The organism is Pseudomonas sp. NFACC14 (assembly GCF_900106885.1).
In the GTDB taxonomy this organism is placed as follows: Bacteria; Pseudomonadota; Gammaproteobacteria; order Pseudomonadales; family Pseudomonadaceae; genus Aquipseudomonas; species Aquipseudomonas fluorescens_AA.
In genome coordinates this window covers 107,579-123,131 of record NZ_FNOA01000005.1, presented here as the reverse complement: position 1 = coordinate 123,131, position 15,553 = coordinate 107,579, and the positions used below count along the sequence as shown (strand labels likewise).

Below are 15,553 nucleotides of genomic sequence, written 5' to 3'. Positions count from 1 at the left end.
ATAGATCGATAAAAGCAATAGCGCCTCAATCGTCCGAGGTCTTGTGCTTGTATTCGCATAAATCTTCGATTCGGCAGCTGCCGCAGCGGGGCTTGCGCGCCAGGCAGACGTAGCGTCCATGGAGGATGAGCCAGTGATGGGAGTCCAGCAGGTATTCCTTGGGGACAAACTTCATCAGCTTCTTCTCCACCTCCACCACGTTTTTGCCGGGGGCCAGTCCGGTACGGTTGCTGACGCGGAAAATGTGGGTGTCCACCGCCATGGTCAACTGCCGAAACGCGGTATTGAGCACGACGTTGGCGGTTTTGCGGCCGACGCCTGGAAGGGCTTCCAGCGCTTCACGGGTCTGCGGGATTTCGCTGCCGTGGCGCTCGATCAGCAGGCGGCAGGTTTCGATCACGTTTTTGGCCTTGCTGTTGAACAGGCCGATGGTCTTGATGTACTCGGACAACCCTTCGACGCCCAGGGCGTAGATCGCCTCCGGGGTGTTGGCGACCGGGAACAATTTAGCCGTGGCCTTGTTGACGCCGACGTCGGTGGACTGGGCCGACAGGATGACCGCGATCAGCAATTCGAACGGCGAGGAATAGGCCAGTTCGGTTTTCGGTTCCGGGTTGTCCTCGTGAAAGCGACGGAATATTTCCAGGCGTTTTGCGGCGTTCATGGGCGCGGCGTTTCCTCGGTGGTTGAAGGGGATTTGGCTGCCGTCCAGGCCTGTCGGGCCGCCAGCAGCAGGCCGAGCAGAATGAACCCGCCCGGGGCGAGCAAGGCCAGGGGGAGGCCGCCGCCGATCAGCTCACGCAGGGTGCCCAGGCTGACCATCAAGAGACCGAACACCCCAGCCAGCCTGAAGCGTCCAGGCAAGCGAGACTCGACGAAGAAACCCGCATGCTCCAGCGCCACGCAGCTCAAGGCGATCCAGCCCAAGTAAAGACTCAGCGGTCGATACAGTTCCAATGCCCAGGCCTGGACGACAAAACCTATGCAGGTGGTCAAGGTAGCGGCCAGCACGATGGCGGCGAGCAGCTGTTGCGCGGTGGTCAGGCGTTGTCGGACAAACCCCATGGCCAAGCCCTGGCAGAAGAACATCAAGGCCCAGGCCAGCCATAGCACCAGCGCGGCCATCAGCGAATCGCTGGCGCCCACCAGCGGGACGAGCAGCAGGCCGTGTGTCAGGCCCCATGGCTTATTCATTGGCAGGCACTCCCAACCGAGCCTTGTGCTCGTCGAAGTAACGCAACGCGTCGTGAACCGCTTGGAGCACCGCCCGGGACGTCACGGTTGCGCCGGCCAGTTGATCGAACTGTCCCTGGTCCTTCTTCAGGGCCCAGCCGCTGTCATCAGGCGCCTGGCGTGATTTGCCGGTGAAGACCTGCATCCAGGCGTTCGGCCAGCCGGCAATCGCCGCGCCCAACCCGGGTGTTTCGGCTTGGCGCAGCGTCTTGACGCCCAGCAGCCGGCCCTGTGGATCGATGGCGACCAGCAATTCGATGCTGCCTTCATAGCCCGGCGCCAGGCTACGCAGCAGCACGGCGCTGGGCTGGCCATTGCGGGTCGCCAGATAACCGCCCAGCAGCGTGCTATGGGCCAAGGTCACCGAGGCGGTGAAAGCGGGGTGCGCCAATGGCTGATTGTCGTAGAGGTCAGTGGGCAGTACCTCAAGCAAGGTCCTGTTCGCCAACGCTTGCCGCTGGGCTTCGATGCGCCCAGCGGTGCCGAAGTGCGTGAGGTACGTGGCACCGCTACCGAGGCCGATCAACAGGATCAGGATTGCCACGCCGCGGGGATTCTTCATGTCAGTGGCCGCCGTTGTCGCGTCTCGGCAAACCGGTCCAGTGCCGGCACGCCGAGGTTCATCAGCAACACCGCGAACGCTACGCCATCCGGGTAGCCGCCCCAGGTGCGGATCAGGTAGACCAGCAGCCCCATGCCGGCCCCGAACAGCAGGCGGGCGAGAGGAGCCTTGGCGCCCGAGACCGGTTCGGTCGCGATAAAAAACGCGCCGAGCATGGTCGCGCCGCTGAACAGATGAAACAGCGGTGAGCCATGGGAATCGGAGCCCGACCCGTTCCAGCACAGCAGGCTGACGATAAACAGGCTCGCCAGCAGGCCCACCGGCGCATGCCAGCTGAACACCCGTTGTTGCAACAGAAACAGACCGCCCGCCAGGAAGGCCAGATTGACCCATTCGGCACCGCGGCCACCGAAACGCCCGAACGCCGGATCGCTGGCGAACAGTTCATCGATGGTCAGGCTCGTGTTGGTCCGCAGGCTGTCCAGCGCGGTGGCCCCGGCCCAGGCGTCGGGCGCCGGATGAGTGCCGAACACCTGTTGCAAGCCTTCAAGCAGGCCCAAACCGTGGGACGCGGGACTCATATAGGCGGGAAACGCCACCAGCACCAGGGCATACCCGAGCATCGCCGGGTTGAACGGGTTGCTGCCGACGCCGCCCCACAGGTGCTTGCCGAACAGCAAGGCGCAGGCGGCCGCGGTGACGGTCAGCCACCACGGGCAATACGCCGGCAAGGCCAGGGCCAGCAGCGTGGCACTGACCAGCGCGCTGCCATCGTTCAGCTCGGGTTTGAGCGGCCGGCGGCGCAAACGCAGCACCAACGCTTCGACTGCCAGCGCGGTGAGGCCGGACAACAGCAGGTTGAGCGCCACGCCCCAGCCCTGGAACCACAGCAACGCCAGCACGCCAGGCAGTGTCGCCAACAACACCCGCGTCATCGCTGGCCGCAGCCGTTCGTCCACGGGCTCAGGAAGCGGCATGGACGTCCACCTGGCGTTCGGCATCCTTCACCGCTTGCTCCAACGCCTGCAGTTGTTCATCCGATGCCGCTGCCGTACGGGCTTTGCTGAGTTCGGCGCGGCGCATCGCCAGTTGGATCTTGGCCCGCTTCAGTTCGGCGCTTTGTGCCGGAGCCGGGACTGGCGTGATCGCGGGTGCGGCGTTCTCCAGTTGGCTCAGGGCCTGCTCGGCCGCTTCGAACTGGCGTTGCAGCAGGATCAGTTGCGACTGCTGCTCGAAGGTTGGCGGATGGCCGAACGCTTTCAAGGACTTGTTCAACTGCGCCCGGCTCATGGCCAGGTCAACCTTGGCTTTTTTCAAGGCGGCATCGGCGGTGGCGGCTTTTTGCGCGCGCACGCGTTCCAGTGCGGCTTGTACGGGATCGAGCGGCTGTTCCTGTTCCTTGGCCTGGGCCGCGCGCTGGGTTCGAGCCAAGCGCTCCGCCTGGCGCTGTTCTTCTTCGCGGCGCAGGCGCGCATTGCGTTGTTCGAAGCGGCGCCGGGCGTGGTTGCGCTTGGCTGTTCGCGCCTGTTGCTCGGCGGCGCTGAAGGCCAGGCCGCCGACAATCGGCAACACGCTTGCCGTCGGCAGGGGCCGCATTTCGATGCAATCGACCGGGCAGGGCGCCACGCACAGGTCGCAGCCGGTGCATTCGTCGATGAGGACGGTGTGCATCAGCTTGGCCGCGCCGACAATCGCGTCCACCGGACAGGCCTGGATGCACTTGGTGCAACCGATGCATTCGGCTTCGCGGATAAAGGCGATTTGCGCTGGAGCCACGCCGCGACTGGTGTCCAGTTCCAGCACCGGTATTTTCATCAGCTCGGCCAGGGCCGCGATGGTTTCGCGCCCGCCGGGCGGGCATTTGTTGATCGGCTCGCCCTGGGCGATGCCTTCGGCGTAGGGCTTGCACCCGGGGTGGCCGCACTTGCCGCATTGGGTCTGCGGCAACAGGGCGTCGATACGTTGAATCAGGCTCATGTTTTGACCAGCCCGCGCAATCCGAGAAAGGCCACCGCCATCAGTCCGGCACTGATCAACTGAATCGGCAGTCCCCGAAAGGGCAAGGCAATAGCGTGATTGAAGGTGCGCTGGCGCAGGTCGTCGAACAGGCTCAGCACCAGCCAGAAGCCCAGCCCGGCACCCAGGCTCAGCGCCATGGCGTGGCCCAGGCCTCGGTCTTCCTGACCGTTGAGCAGCGTGACGCCCAGGATGCCGGCATTGCCGAGCAGCAGCGGCCACAATCCATCGAACGGCATTGCTGGCAGCCAGCGTGTCAGCAGGCGCAGCAAGGGCCCGATCAGCAAGATGCTCAAGGACAGCCAGACCAACAGGCGCAGGAATGTCAGATGGGTTGGCACGAGCACCCCATGGTCGACCAGATAACCCAGGGTGCCGACGATCAGCATCAGGCACGCCGTTGCCAGGCCCAGGGCGTGCACCTGCCTTCTGCCGCTGGCCGCCAGCAGCGGATCGACGCCCAGCGGCCAATGCAACACCAGGTTGTTGATCAGGGCGGCGCTGAACAGCGTGAGGACGATTTCGGTCATGGGCGTGTGGGCGACAAAGGGCCTGTTACAAGATTAGGCATTATCCGCCACGCCGGGAGTGCGGGCCAGATATGAAAATCCCACAGCCACCTGCAAGGCGACTGTGGGATCCGTGCAGCACGCGGTCGCGTTACTTGATCCGCTGGCCCGGCTTGGCGCCGCTGTCAGGGCTCAACAGGTAGATTTCCTCGCCACCGGGGCCCGCCGCCATCACCATGCCTTCGGAGATGCCGAAGCGCATTTTGCGCGGCTTGAGGTTGGCGATCATCATCGTCAACCGACCTTCGAGCTTGGCCGGGTCCGGGTAGGCACTCTTGATACCGGAGAACACGTTGCGTTGCTCGTCGCCGATGTCCAGGGTCAGGCGCAGCAGCTTGTCGGCCCCTTCGACGGCTTCGGCCTTGACGATCAGCGCCACGCGCAGGTCAACGGCGGCGAAAGCGTCGAAGTCGATTTCCGGCGACAACGGATCCTTGGTCAACTCACCGTTGCCGGTCGCGCCGCCGGTATCGGTCTGGCTGGCGGCCAGGTCTTCCTTGGAGGCGTCGATCATGGCTTGGACCTTGGTGGCATCGATACGGGTCATCAATGGCTTGAACGCATTCAGTTGATGGTTGCTCAGCAGTGTCTGGTGGTCGTTCCAGGTCAGCGGCGAGACGTTCAGGAACGCTTCGGCATCAGCGGCCAGCAACGGCAGCACTGGCTTGAGGAAGATCACCAACTGGCGGAACAGGTTGATGCCCAAGGCGCAGATGGCCTGGACTTCGTCTTGCTTGCCTTCCTGCTTGGCCAGCGACCACGGGGCCTTGTCGGCGATCCAGGCATTGGCGCGGTCGGCCAGGGCCATGATTTCGCGCATGGCGCGGGCAAAGTCGCGGCTCTCGTAGGCATCGGCGATGCTGGGCGCCGCCGCCAGGAAAGCGTCGGTCAGTTCCGGCGCGGCGTTACCGGCGACCAGGACCCCGGCGTTGCCCTTGTGGATGAACCCGGCGCAACGGCTGGCAATGTTGACGACCTTGCCCACCAGGTCGGAGTTGACCTTCTGCACGAAGTCTTCGAGGTTCAGGTCCAGGTCGTCGACGCCGCGGCCGAGCTTGGCCGCGTAGTAGTAGCGCAGGTATTCCGGCGACAGGTGGTCCAGGTAGGTCCGGGCCTTGATGAAGGTGCCGCGGGACTTGGACATCTTCTGGCCATTGACGGTCAGGTAGCCGTGGACGTTGATGCCGGTCGGCTTGCGGAAACCGGCGCCTTCGAGCATGGCGGGCCAGAACAGCGCGTGGAAGTTGACGATGTCCTTGCCGATGAAGTGATACACCTCGGCCGTGGAGTCCTTGCCCCAGAACGCGTCGAAGTCCAGCCCTGGCGTGCGGTCGCAAAGGTTCTTGAAGCTCGCCATGTAGCCGATGGGCGCATCCAGCCACACGTAGAAATACTTGCCGGGTTCGCCGGGGATTTCGAAGCCGAAGTACGGTGCATCGCGGGAAATGTCCCACTCCTGCAGGCCCGAGTCGAGCCATTCGGCGAGCTTGTTGGCCACCGCGTCGTGCAACGTGCCGCTGCGGGTCCAGGTTTGCAGCATCTCCTGGAAATCCGGGAGCTTGAAGAAGAAATGCTGGGAGTCCCTGAGCACCGGGGTGGCGCCGGAAATCGCCGATTTCGGGTCCTTCAGGTCGGTCGGTGCGTAGGTGGCGCCGCATTTTTCGCAGTTGTCGCCGTACTGGTCTTCGGTGCCGCATTTCGGGCAGGTGCCCTTGATGAAGCGGTCGGCCAGGAACATGTTCTTTTCCGGGTCGAAATACTGGGTGACCGAACGGGTGGCGATGTGCCCGGCGTCACGCAGCTTCAGGTAGATCTGGCTCGACAGCTCACGGTTCTCTTCGGCGTGAGTGGAGTGGAAGTTGTCGAAGTCCACCAGGAACTCGGCAAAGTCGGCGCTGTGTTCGGCCTGGACGTTGGCGATCAGTTGTTCCGGGGTGATGCCTTCCTTTTCCGCGCGCAGCATGATGGCCGAACCGTGGGCGTCGTCGGCGCAGACATAGATGCACTGGTTGCCGCGATGTTTCTGGAAGCGCGTCCACATATCGGTCTGGATGTACTCCAGCATATGGCCGAGGTGAATCGAACCATTGGCATAGGGCAGGGCGCTGGTGACGAGAATCTTGCGTGGCTCGGACATGGGGCTCGGCTACTTGATGAAACGGAGGTCGGCCACTATAAAGCGCCGGGAAATATATTTCACCCCACTGGCCTGTTTCCGCATGCATCGGTTGGGGGGGGCCTGGGCCAGGCACAATCTGTGGCGAGGGGATTTATCCCCGCTGGGTTGCGAAGCAACCCCAAAACCTGGCACCTCGGTGAGTCAGGCTGATCAGGTTCGAATGTTTTGGGACTGCTGCGCAGTCCAGCGGGGATAAATCCCCTCGCCACAAAGGTGTTCGCCCTGCTGTAATCGGGTCGCCACGCGGGAGCGCTCGGCGTAGGATAGCGGCCTGTTTTTCAAGTCTTGCTATCGGAGTTGCCCATGAGCGCCGTCAACCGCGCAGCGGTGGAAACCGTCCTTCGCCAGTACACCGACCCCTACCTGAACCAGGACCCGGTCAGCGCCGGATGCGTGCGCGCCATCGACATCCAGGGCGATCGCGTCAGTGTCCAGCTGGAAATCGGCTACGCCGCCGACCTGTTCAAGAGCGGCTGGGCGCAGATGCTGCAAATGGCGATCGAAGGCCTGGACGGCGTGAGCGCCGCGACGGTCCAGGTCACCAGCGTGATCGCTGCGCATAAGGCCCAGGCGCAGGTGCCGGGGCTGGCCAACGTCAAGAACGTGATCGCCGTGGCCTCGGGCAAGGGCGGCGTGGGCAAGTCCACCACCGCCGCCAACCTGGCCCTGGCCCTGGCCCGTGAAGGGGCGAAGGTCGGGATTCTCGACGCGGACATCTACGGTCCGAGCCAGGGCATCATGTTCGGGATCGCCGAGGGCACCCGGCCCCAGATCAAGGACCAGAAGTGGTTCGTGCCGCTGCAATCCCATGGGGTGGAAGTCATGTCCATGGCCTTCCTGACCGACGACAACACGCCGATGGTCTGGCGCGGACCGATGGTTTCCGGGGCCTTGCTGCAACTGGTCACGCAAACCGCGTGGGGCGACCTGGATTACCTGGTGATCGACATGCCGCCGGGCACCGGCGATATCCAGCTGACCCTGGCGCAGAAAGTCCCGGTGGCCGGTGCGGTGATCGTCACCACCCCCCAGGACCTGGCCCTGCTGGACGCGCGCAAGGGCGTGGAGATGTTCCGCAAGGTGAACATCCCTGTGCTGGGCGTGGTAGAGAATATGGCCGTGCACATCTGCTCCAATTGCGGACATGCCGAGCACCTGTTCGGCGAAGGTGGCGGGGAAAAACTGGCGACCCAGTACGGCGTCGAATTGCTGGCTTCGCTGCCGCTGTCGATGGTGATCCGCGAACAGGCCGACGGCGGCAAGCCGACGGTCATCGCCGAACCGGACAGCCAGATCGCCATGGTCTATCAGGAACTGGCCCGCCACGTGGGCGCGCGGATCGTGTTGCAGGAGGCCGCTTCACCGGCGATGCCGAACATCACTGTCAGCGACGATTGATCGACTGAAACCCTATCCACTGTGGGAGCGAGCTTGCTCGCGATAGCGGCGTATCAGTCGCATCAAGGCTGACTGAACTGACGCTATCGCGAGCAAGCTCGCTCCCACATTTGGTTTGCGGTGACCTTAGATCCGCAACCCGCCATCCATCTCCAAGATCCGACCGGTGTAGTAGTCGTTCTCGAAGATATACGCCGCCGAATGGGCGATCTCCTCGGGCTTGCCCATGCGCTTGAGCGGAATCCCCGAGGTCATTTTCTCCAGGGCTTCGGGTTTCATGCCCAGGGTCATCTCGGTTTCGATGAAGCCCGGGGCGATGCCGGCGACACGGATGCCGTAGCGCGCCAGTTCCTTCGCCCAGGTCACGGTGGCGGCGGCCACACCGGCCTTGGCGGCCGAATAGTTGGTCTGGCCGACATTGCCGGCGCGGGAAATCGACGAGATATTGATGATGGCGCCGCTGTTCTTCAGCTCGACCATTTTCGCCGCCACTTCACGGGTGCACAGGAATACGCCGGTGAGATTGACGTCGATCACGGCCTGCCATTGGGCCAGGCTCATCTTGGTCATTTCGCCGTCCTTGACCTTGAGCAGCAGGCCGTCGCGCAGGATCCCGGCGTTGTTGATCAAGCCGTGGATCGCGCCGAAGTCCTCGGCCACCCGGGCAACCATGTCGATGACCTGATCTTCATTGGCGACATTGCACAGGTAGGCACGGGCCTCGACGCCCTTGGCTGCGCAGGCGGCCACCGCCTGGTCGAGTTTTTCCTGGTTGAGGTCCACCAGCGCCAGCTTTGCGCCTTTACCGGCGAAATACTCGGCCATGGAACGACCCAGGCCCTGGCAACCGCCAGTGATAATGATTACTTTGTCAGTGAGTTGCATTCTCATGTCCAGGTGGCGCAGCGGTGGAGGGGACCTGTTGGGAGGCATCTCGATTCGCGACGGTGTAGCCCGATTGCACACGAGAACTGTCCCCTAGGTGTATCGGAACATTACTCCAGTCGCCTGACCGTTTTCTAGACGGATTTTATAGAAGGAGTCATAAATTGAGCGTTGAAGCTGCCAAGCATGCCCGGGAACTGCTGCTCAAGGAGTACCGTGGAATGCTCTCCACTCATTCCAGATCCATGCCCGGCTTTCCGTTCGGCTCCGTCGTCCCGTATTGCCTGGACGCACAGGGCTGGCCGCTGATCCTGATCAGCCGCATTGCCCAGCACACTCACAATCTGCAAAAAGACCCCAAGTGTTCGATGCTGGTGGGCGAGCGCGGTGCCGAGGATGTGCAGGCCGTGGGGCGCCTGACCTACCTGGCCGAAGCCCGGAAGCTCGAAGACAGCGCCGCCATCGAAGCGGCCGCCGAGCGTTATTACCGCTATTTCCCCGACTCGCAGAACTACCACAAGGCCCATGATTTCGATTTCTGGGTGCTCGAGCCGGTGCGTCATCGCTACATCGGCGGCTTTGGCGCCATTCACTGGATCGATCGGCTCACCCTGGCCAACCCCTTCGCCGGTAAAGCCGAAGCCAGCATGATCGAGCATATGAACGCCGATCACGCCAAAGCCATCGCCCATTACGTGGAGCTGGCCGGCCTGCCGAAAAGCGAGCCGGCGCAACTGGTGGGCATCGACAGCGAGGGCATGCACCTGCGCATTGGTCTGGGCCTGCACTGGCTAGCGTTTGCGACACCTTGCAACACCCCGACACAAGTGCGCGAAGCCTTGGTTTACTTGGCTCACGCCGAGCAATGGCCAAAAAATGCCGAGGCCGACGCTTGAATTCACGAAAGGGCGACGTCATTTAGGGTTTCATAGCAAGGCATTCTTGCGTTGAGGAACCATTTGATGCGCCCTTTTTTATTGCTCTTTCTGCTGTTTCCGGTGTTGGAGCTGTTCGTATTCGTCAAGGTCAGCGGTGCGATCGGGTTTTTCCCGGCGCTGTTGCTGGTCATTCTCGGCTCGATGCTCGGCGTGTTCGTGCTGCGCATCGCCGGCCTCGCCACGGCATTGCGTGCCCGTGAAAGCCTGAACCGTGGCGAGCTGCCTGCCCAGACCATGCTCGAAGGCCTGATGCTGGCATTGGGTGGCGGGCTGTTGATCCTGCCAGGTTTCATCAGCGACGTGCTGGGCCTGGTCATGCTGTTGCCGTTCACCCGCCGGCTGCTGGCCAATAAAATGCGCCAGCGCGCCGAAGAACAGGCAATGCGCCAGCGGGCCTTCGCCGATGACCTGCAGCCCCGTGGCGGGCCGGCTCCGCGAGAACCCCTGGGCCGTGAGCCCAATGTGATCGAGGGCGAATTCGAACATCGCGACCCCAAGTAAAAAACCACGACACGGCACCTTCGGGTGCCGTGTTCGTTTTTGGCTCCGAGAAGTAAAAAATTTCATACCGTGCCCTTGTAATCGCCTTGTGCGCCCTTATGTATGGGTCACCGCAAGGTTTCCGGTGGCAACACCGGACAGACTTCCGCGGTTCGCTTGACGAACCGCACCCGGCACAGCCGGATTCGTTAAACCCGCCGGGACTACACCGGCCGATGAAAACCACAATTAGGAGAGATCGACAATGAAGCTTCGTCCTCTGCATGACCGCGTCGTCGTCCGTCGCAGCGAAGAAGAAAAGAAAACCGCTGGCGGTATCGTCCTGCCAGGTTCGGCTGCTGAAAAGCCAAACCAGGGTGAAGTCCTCGCTGTAGGCCCAGGCAAGGCACTGGAAAACGGTGAAGTACGTGCGCTGTCCGTGAAAGTGGGTGACAAGGTTGTGTTCGGCCCTTACTCCGGTAGCAACACTGTGAAAGTTGATGGCGAAGACCTGCTGGTTATCGGCGAGAGCGAAATTCTCGCTGTTGTCGAAGGCTGATTTACCCGCTCATTTTCCCGCGACTACAAAGTATTTAAGGAATATCGATCATGGCTGCTAAAGAAGTTAAATTCGGCGATTCCGCCCGCAAGAAAATGCTCGCCGGTGTCAACGTCCTGGCTGACGCAGTAAAAGCGACCCTGGGCCCGAAAGGCCGTAACGTGATCATCGAGAAGAGCTTCGGCGCTCCGACCATCACCAAGGACGGCGTTTCCGTAGCCAAGGAAATCGAGCTGAAAGACCGCTTCGAAAACATGGGCGCGCAGCTGGTCAAAGACGTTGCCTCCCGTGCCAACGATGACGCCGGTGACGGCACCACCACCGCGACCGTACTGGCTCAGTCGATCGTCAACGAAGGCCTGAAAGCCGTCGCTGCCGGCATGAACCCGATGGACCTCAAGCGCGGCATCGACAAGGCGACCATCGCCATCGTCAAGGAACTGAAGGGTCTGGCCAAGCCTTGCGCTGACTCCAAGGCGATCGCCCAGGTCGGCACCATCTCCGCCAACTCCGACAGCTCCATCGGCGACATCATTGCCGAAGCCATGGAAAAAGTCGGTAAAGAAGGCGTGATCACCGTCGAAGAAGGCTCGGGCCTGGAAAACGAACTGTCGGTCGTAGAAGGCATGCAGTTCGACCGTGGCTACCTGTCCCCATACTTCGTCAACAAGCCAGACACCATGACCGCCGAGCTGGACAGCCCGCTGATCCTGCTGGTGGACAAGAAGATCTCCAACATCCGCGAAATGCTGCCCGTGCTGGAAGCCGTTGCCAAAGCCGGCCGCCCACTGCTGATCGTGGCTGAAGACGTTGAAGGCGAAGCCCTGGCGACCCTGGTTGTGAACAACATGCGTGGCATCGTTAAAGTCGCAGCCGTCAAGGCTCCAGGCTTCGGCGACCGTCGCAAGGCCATGCTGCAGGACATCGCCGTACTGACCGGCGGTACCGTGATCTCCGAAGAGATCGGCCTGAGCCTGGAAAGCACCACCCTGGAGCACCTGGGTAACGCCAAGCGCGTGATCCTGTCCAAGGAAAACACCACCGTGATCGACGGTGCAGGCGTCGAGGCTGACATCCAGGCTCGCGTGACCCAGATCCGCGCACAAGTGGCCGAGACTTCGTCCGACTACGACCGTGAAAAACTGCAAGAGCGCCTGGCCAAGCTGTCCGGCGGCGTTGCAGTGATCAAGGTCGGTGCGGGTTCCGAAGTTGAAATGAAAGAGAAGAAAGCCCGCGTTGAAGACGCCCTGCACGCTACCCGCGCAGCCGTCGAAGAAGGCGTGGTACCTGGCGGTGGCGTGGCACTGGTTCGTGCCCTGCAAGCCATCAGCGAACTCAAGGGCGACAACGATGACCAGAACGTGGGCATCCAGTTGCTGCGTCGCGCTGTAGAAGCACCGCTGCGCCAGATCGTTGCCAACTCCGGCGACGAACCAAGCGTTGTGGTCGACAAGGTCAAGCAGGGTTCGGGTAACTACGGTTACAACGCTGCTACCGGCGAATACGGCGACATGATCGAAATGGGTATCCTGGACCCGGCCAAAGTGACTCGTTCGGCTCTGCAAGCGGCTTCGTCGATTGCCAGCCTGATGATCACCACCGAGGCGATGATCGCTGAAATCAAGGAAGACGCTCCAGCTGGCGGCGGCATGCCAGACATGGGCGGCATGGGTGGCATGGGCGGCATGATGTAAGCCAGCCTTACCCCTGTAGCGAAAAACCCCGTCTGCGAAAGCAAGCGGGGTTTTTTATTGCCTTGTATTTATGAGCGACGCCAATCCCCCTGTGGGAGCGAGCTTGCTCGCGATTACGGTGTGTCAGCTCATATATCCGGCACTGACCCACCGCTATCGCGAGCAAGCTCGCTCCCACATTGGGATGCGGTTCAGTTCAGGCATTGGCGGGACGGGTTACAGCTACGCGATCAGCCGTGACGGCCGGTCGGTACAGGATGTAGTAGTAACACCCCAGGCAAATCAGCCAACAGAACACCGCCGTCCACACGTTATGGGAAAAGAAGTGTGCCCCTTGCATCATCCGCCCCAGGGAAAACACCGTGCCCAACGTCAAGGCCAGTACCAAGGCCCGGCGGGCCAGGCGCGGACGGCGGTCGCGCAGGACGAAGAACAGCGCAAACAATGTGAACCCGGTGGCGGCGTGACCGCCGGGCCAGCAGCGGCCGGGTTTGTCGGTGGCCGGGCGTGGGCTGAGCAGTTCACTGTAGGTTTCCTTGCCGCCGAATTCCTTCAGGCTCCAGGGGCATTGCACAGCCGTCACCGCTTTCATCGGGGTGACGAAAGACGTCGCCAGTGCCAGGGACAGCACCAGGCAACCCAGCTCGCGTTTGAATGGTTTGAGCCGGGTGATGAAGAACGAGCCGATGAATCCGATGATGGCAAGCACCGAAAAGGCAATCACCAGTTGTTTCGCCCGGTCGTGGAGGATGTCCTCTAGAAAAAAACTGTGGCGCCCGATGAAATTGCCAACGGTTGGGTCATAAAACAGCCGGGCCAGGACCATGTCCAGATCGGTCCACTCCAGCAAAACCAGAATGATCGCCGTAATGGCGGGAATCATGAGGCATAGCCAGAAGTTCAGTGGGCGAGGGGCAGGGCGTAGAACGCTTGATGACATGACAGATCCTGAACAAGGAAAGCGCCCCAGGACATCAGCCTGGGGCCGTTCGGTTAACGTTCGCTGATTTGCTCGGTACCCTCCTTGGGTACTCTCCAGCCAAGCAGCTGTTGCTTGAAGCCATAACTGGCGGTTTGGTAATACGTGATGGTACGGCTGACCAGGGGGTCTTCGCGGGTTGCCCGGGATTCACGACTCTCGGTCAATGCATCGTCATGCCGGCGCAGGCCCTGGCGCGGGCTTAGGATCGCCAGGTCCTTGCCGTCGAACAAGCCCAGATGCTGGTAATTACCTATGACGACACGGGGCGGCAATGGGTTGTTCTGCAGCAGATTGCGACCGAAGAACGTCGATTGGTAATCCATGTTCAGCAATCCGAGCAACGTCGGGGCCAGATCGATTTGACTGGCGAGTTGGTCACTTTCTCGCGGTTCGATCAACTGCGGCGCGTAGATGAACAGTGGGATTTGGTAGTTGCTGATCGGCAGGTCTTCCTTACCGGCGCTGCCGGCGGTGTGGTCGGCTACGAAAACGAAGAGTGTGTTATCGAACCACGGTTTTTGCCGCGCCTGCTCCAGAAACTGACCGATGGCGTAGTCGGTGTACTTTACCGCCCCATCGCGGCCACTGCCGGATTTGATGTCGATCCGGTTGTCCGGATAGGTGTAGGGACGATGGTTGGAGGTGGTCATCAACTGCAATAAAAAGGGTCGCTGCTTGGCGTAATTGGCATCGGCCAGTTTCAACGTCTGTGCGTACAGGTCTTCGTCGGCCATGCCCCAGGCATTCTTGAAATGGATTTCGGATTCATCGACGCTGCTTTGATCAACGACCCGATAGCCGTTACCGCTGAAGAACGCGTTCATGTTATCGAAGTAGCCCCGCCCGCCATAGACAAATATGCTGTCGTAGCCCACCGCACTCAATTGCTGGCCCAGGCTGGCGAACCCGCTTTCCCGGCCGATGCGTTTGACGATCGAACGTCCCGGGGTCGGTGGAATGGCCAGGGTGATGGCTTCCAGGCCGCGGTCGGTGCGGGTGCCCGTGGCATAGAAATTACTGAAATACAGACTCTGTTTGCGCAAGGCGTCCAGGTTGGGCGTGAGGTTGCGTTGGTCACCGTTGCTGCCCAGGTATTTGGCACTGAGACTTTCGATGGTAACCAGCACGATATTCGGTTTCCGGGCGGCACCGGGATTGTCGATCATACGGCGGATGTCCTGTGGGTCTTCGCCGATGAAGCGCGCGCCAGGTTCGTTCAGTTCGGCACGTATCTGTTGGGCGACGGTCGCCGGGGGTAAGTTGCCGTAGAATTGCCCATAGTCCAGTTCGTTGTTGCGAAACGCTGCGAAGAACTGATACGGGCCGTTGCTCGACAGTTCGTTCTGATAGGCATTGCCGCCTTGGGCGCGCGGCGTATCCTGGCTGAGCAGTTGCAGGCTCAGGCCGACGGCAACCAGCAGACCCAGGGCGCTGAGCAGGCGTGTGTGCAAGGGCGGTAAAGGCGCACGGAACGCGGCATTGAACGGTTTACTCAAAGCCAGGCTCAAGCCCACGGCCAACACCGCGAGAATCGTCAGCAGGGTGCCGATCGGGTAAGACTCCAGCACGTTGTTCAGCACTTCATCGGAATAGACCAGGTAATCGACAGCGATGAAGTTGAAGCGCACGCCGAACTCATCCCAGAACAGCCATTCGGCGACCGCGGTGAACAGCATGATGAAGACACTGATCGTCAGCAGCCCCCGAAGAAACCAGCGGTGACCGCGACGGTGCCATAGGGCCGCAGGACAAAGCAGCAGATACAGGCCCATCGGCAAGATCGCGTAGGCGAGGAAACCCAGGTCATACAGCAGGCCGATAGCAAACACGGAAAACGCGCCGCCTCCGGCCTCTTCCAGATGGGGCAGCAGCAAAACGGTTCGGGTCAGGAGAAACACCACCAGCCAGGCGCTGGCGATCAGCGACAGCAAGCGCAAAGGCGCTGTTTTGATAAAGTCCATTTACTACTTTCCTTATTTTTCAATCCGATAGTGCAAAGTGTTGCCCCCCCACTGTAGTCAGGTTGTGAACCTATGGTGAAAAAAGCATTGGAAAGCT

The 15,553-nt window shown here is 61.4% G+C and carries 15 protein-coding genes; 5 read left to right on the top strand and 10 right to left on the bottom strand.

Annotated elements, in window-relative coordinates; all coding sequences use genetic code 11:
• Positions 1 to 25 precede the first annotated feature (25 nt).
• The 7 genes from nth to metG form a co-directional block, all read right to left on the bottom strand.
• Positions 26 to 664 carry an endonuclease III gene (nth, locus tag BLU85_RS10665; RefSeq protein ID WP_053124528.1) on the bottom strand — a complete coding sequence of 213 codons (639 nt, stop codon included), beginning with the start codon at positions 662 to 664 and terminating at the stop codon, positions 26 to 28.
• Complete coding sequence (locus tag BLU85_RS10660; RefSeq protein ID WP_092201559.1) at positions 661 to 1,194, bottom strand: Rnf-Nqr domain containing protein; 534 nt, start codon at positions 1,192 to 1,194, stop codon at positions 661 to 663. The genes nth and BLU85_RS10660 overlap by 4 nt, the downstream gene beginning before the upstream one ends.
• The gene (locus BLU85_RS10655) at positions 1,187 to 1,795 is read right to left on the bottom strand and encodes an RnfABCDGE type electron transport complex subunit G (protein ID WP_092201561.1); all 609 of its coding nucleotides are present in this window, start codon (positions 1,793 to 1,795) and stop codon (positions 1,187 to 1,189) included. The genes BLU85_RS10660 and BLU85_RS10655 overlap by 8 nt, the downstream gene beginning before the upstream one ends.
• Entirely contained in the window at positions 1,792 to 2,772 is a 981-nt protein-coding gene (locus BLU85_RS10650) for an RnfABCDGE type electron transport complex subunit D (protein WP_092201563.1), read from the bottom strand. The genes BLU85_RS10655 and BLU85_RS10650 overlap by 4 nt, the downstream gene beginning before the upstream one ends.
• Entirely contained in the window at positions 2,759 to 3,772 is a 1,014-nt protein-coding gene (gene rsxB / locus BLU85_RS10645) for an electron transport complex subunit RsxB (RefSeq protein ID WP_092201565.1), read from the bottom strand. Before rsxB ends, BLU85_RS10650 begins: the two co-directional genes overlap by 14 nt.
• Positions 3,769 to 4,341 carry an Rnf-Nqr domain containing protein gene (locus BLU85_RS10640; protein WP_092201567.1) on the bottom strand — a complete coding sequence of 191 codons (573 nt, stop codon included), beginning with the start codon at positions 4,339 to 4,341 and terminating at the stop codon, positions 3,769 to 3,771. Before BLU85_RS10640 ends, rsxB begins: the two co-directional genes overlap by 4 nt.
• Positions 4,342 to 4,471: 130 nt before the next feature.
• The gene (metG, locus tag BLU85_RS10635) at positions 4,472 to 6,517 is read right to left on the bottom strand and encodes a methionine--tRNA ligase (protein WP_092201569.1); all 2,046 of its coding nucleotides are present in this window, start codon (positions 6,515 to 6,517) and stop codon (positions 4,472 to 4,474) included.
• Positions 6,518 to 6,862: 345 nt separating this feature from the next.
• Here metG and apbC point away from each other — a divergent pair, with 345 nt between their 5' ends.
• Entirely contained in the window at positions 6,863 to 7,957 is a 1,095-nt protein-coding gene (gene apbC, locus BLU85_RS10630; protein WP_092201571.1) for an iron-sulfur cluster carrier protein ApbC, read from the top strand.
• Between the two features lie 126 nt (positions 7,958 to 8,083).
• On the opposite strand, the gene BLU85_RS10625 is transcribed toward apbC, so the two are convergent.
• The gene (locus BLU85_RS10625) at positions 8,084 to 8,842 is read right to left on the bottom strand and encodes an SDR family oxidoreductase (RefSeq protein WP_092201573.1); all 759 of its coding nucleotides are present in this window, start codon (positions 8,840 to 8,842) and stop codon (positions 8,084 to 8,086) included.
• Between the two features lie 164 nt (positions 8,843 to 9,006).
• On the opposite strand from BLU85_RS10625, the gene BLU85_RS10620 reads away from it, so the two are divergent.
• The 4 genes from BLU85_RS10620 to groL all read left to right on the top strand — a co-directional run bounded on the left by BLU85_RS10620 (position 9,007) and on the right by groL (position 12,513).
• On the top strand, positions 9,007 to 9,738 hold the full coding sequence (locus tag BLU85_RS10620; protein WP_092201575.1) for a HugZ family pyridoxamine 5'-phosphate oxidase: 732 nt from the start codon (positions 9,007 to 9,009) through the stop codon (positions 9,736 to 9,738).
• A 66-nt stretch (positions 9,739 to 9,804) separates the two neighbouring features.
• On the top strand, positions 9,805 to 10,281 hold the full coding sequence (locus BLU85_RS10615; protein ID WP_060740954.1) for an FxsA family protein: 477 nt from the start codon (positions 9,805 to 9,807) through the stop codon (positions 10,279 to 10,281).
• A 244-nt stretch (positions 10,282 to 10,525) separates the two neighbouring features.
• The gene (locus BLU85_RS10610) at positions 10,526 to 10,819 is read left to right on the top strand and encodes a co-chaperone GroES (protein ID WP_024619193.1); all 294 of its coding nucleotides are present in this window, start codon (positions 10,526 to 10,528) and stop codon (positions 10,817 to 10,819) included.
• A gap of 50 nt (positions 10,820 to 10,869) precedes the next feature.
• Positions 10,870 to 12,513 (top strand): chaperonin GroEL, encoded by a 1,644-nt coding sequence (gene groL / locus BLU85_RS10605; RefSeq protein WP_092201577.1) that lies wholly within the window; start codon positions 10,870 to 10,872, stop codon positions 12,511 to 12,513.
• A gap of 196 nt (positions 12,514 to 12,709) precedes the next feature.
• Here the strand turns inward: groL and BLU85_RS10600 are convergent, their stop codons facing one another.
• The gene (locus BLU85_RS10600) at positions 12,710 to 13,453 is read right to left on the bottom strand and encodes a phosphatase PAP2 family protein (protein WP_092201579.1); all 744 of its coding nucleotides are present in this window, start codon (positions 13,451 to 13,453) and stop codon (positions 12,710 to 12,712) included.
• A gap of 53 nt (positions 13,454 to 13,506) precedes the next feature.
• Complete coding sequence (locus BLU85_RS10595; RefSeq protein WP_092201581.1) at positions 13,507 to 15,456, bottom strand: LTA synthase family protein; 1,950 nt, start codon at positions 15,454 to 15,456, stop codon at positions 13,507 to 13,509.
• Positions 15,457 to 15,553: the final 97 nt, after the last annotated feature.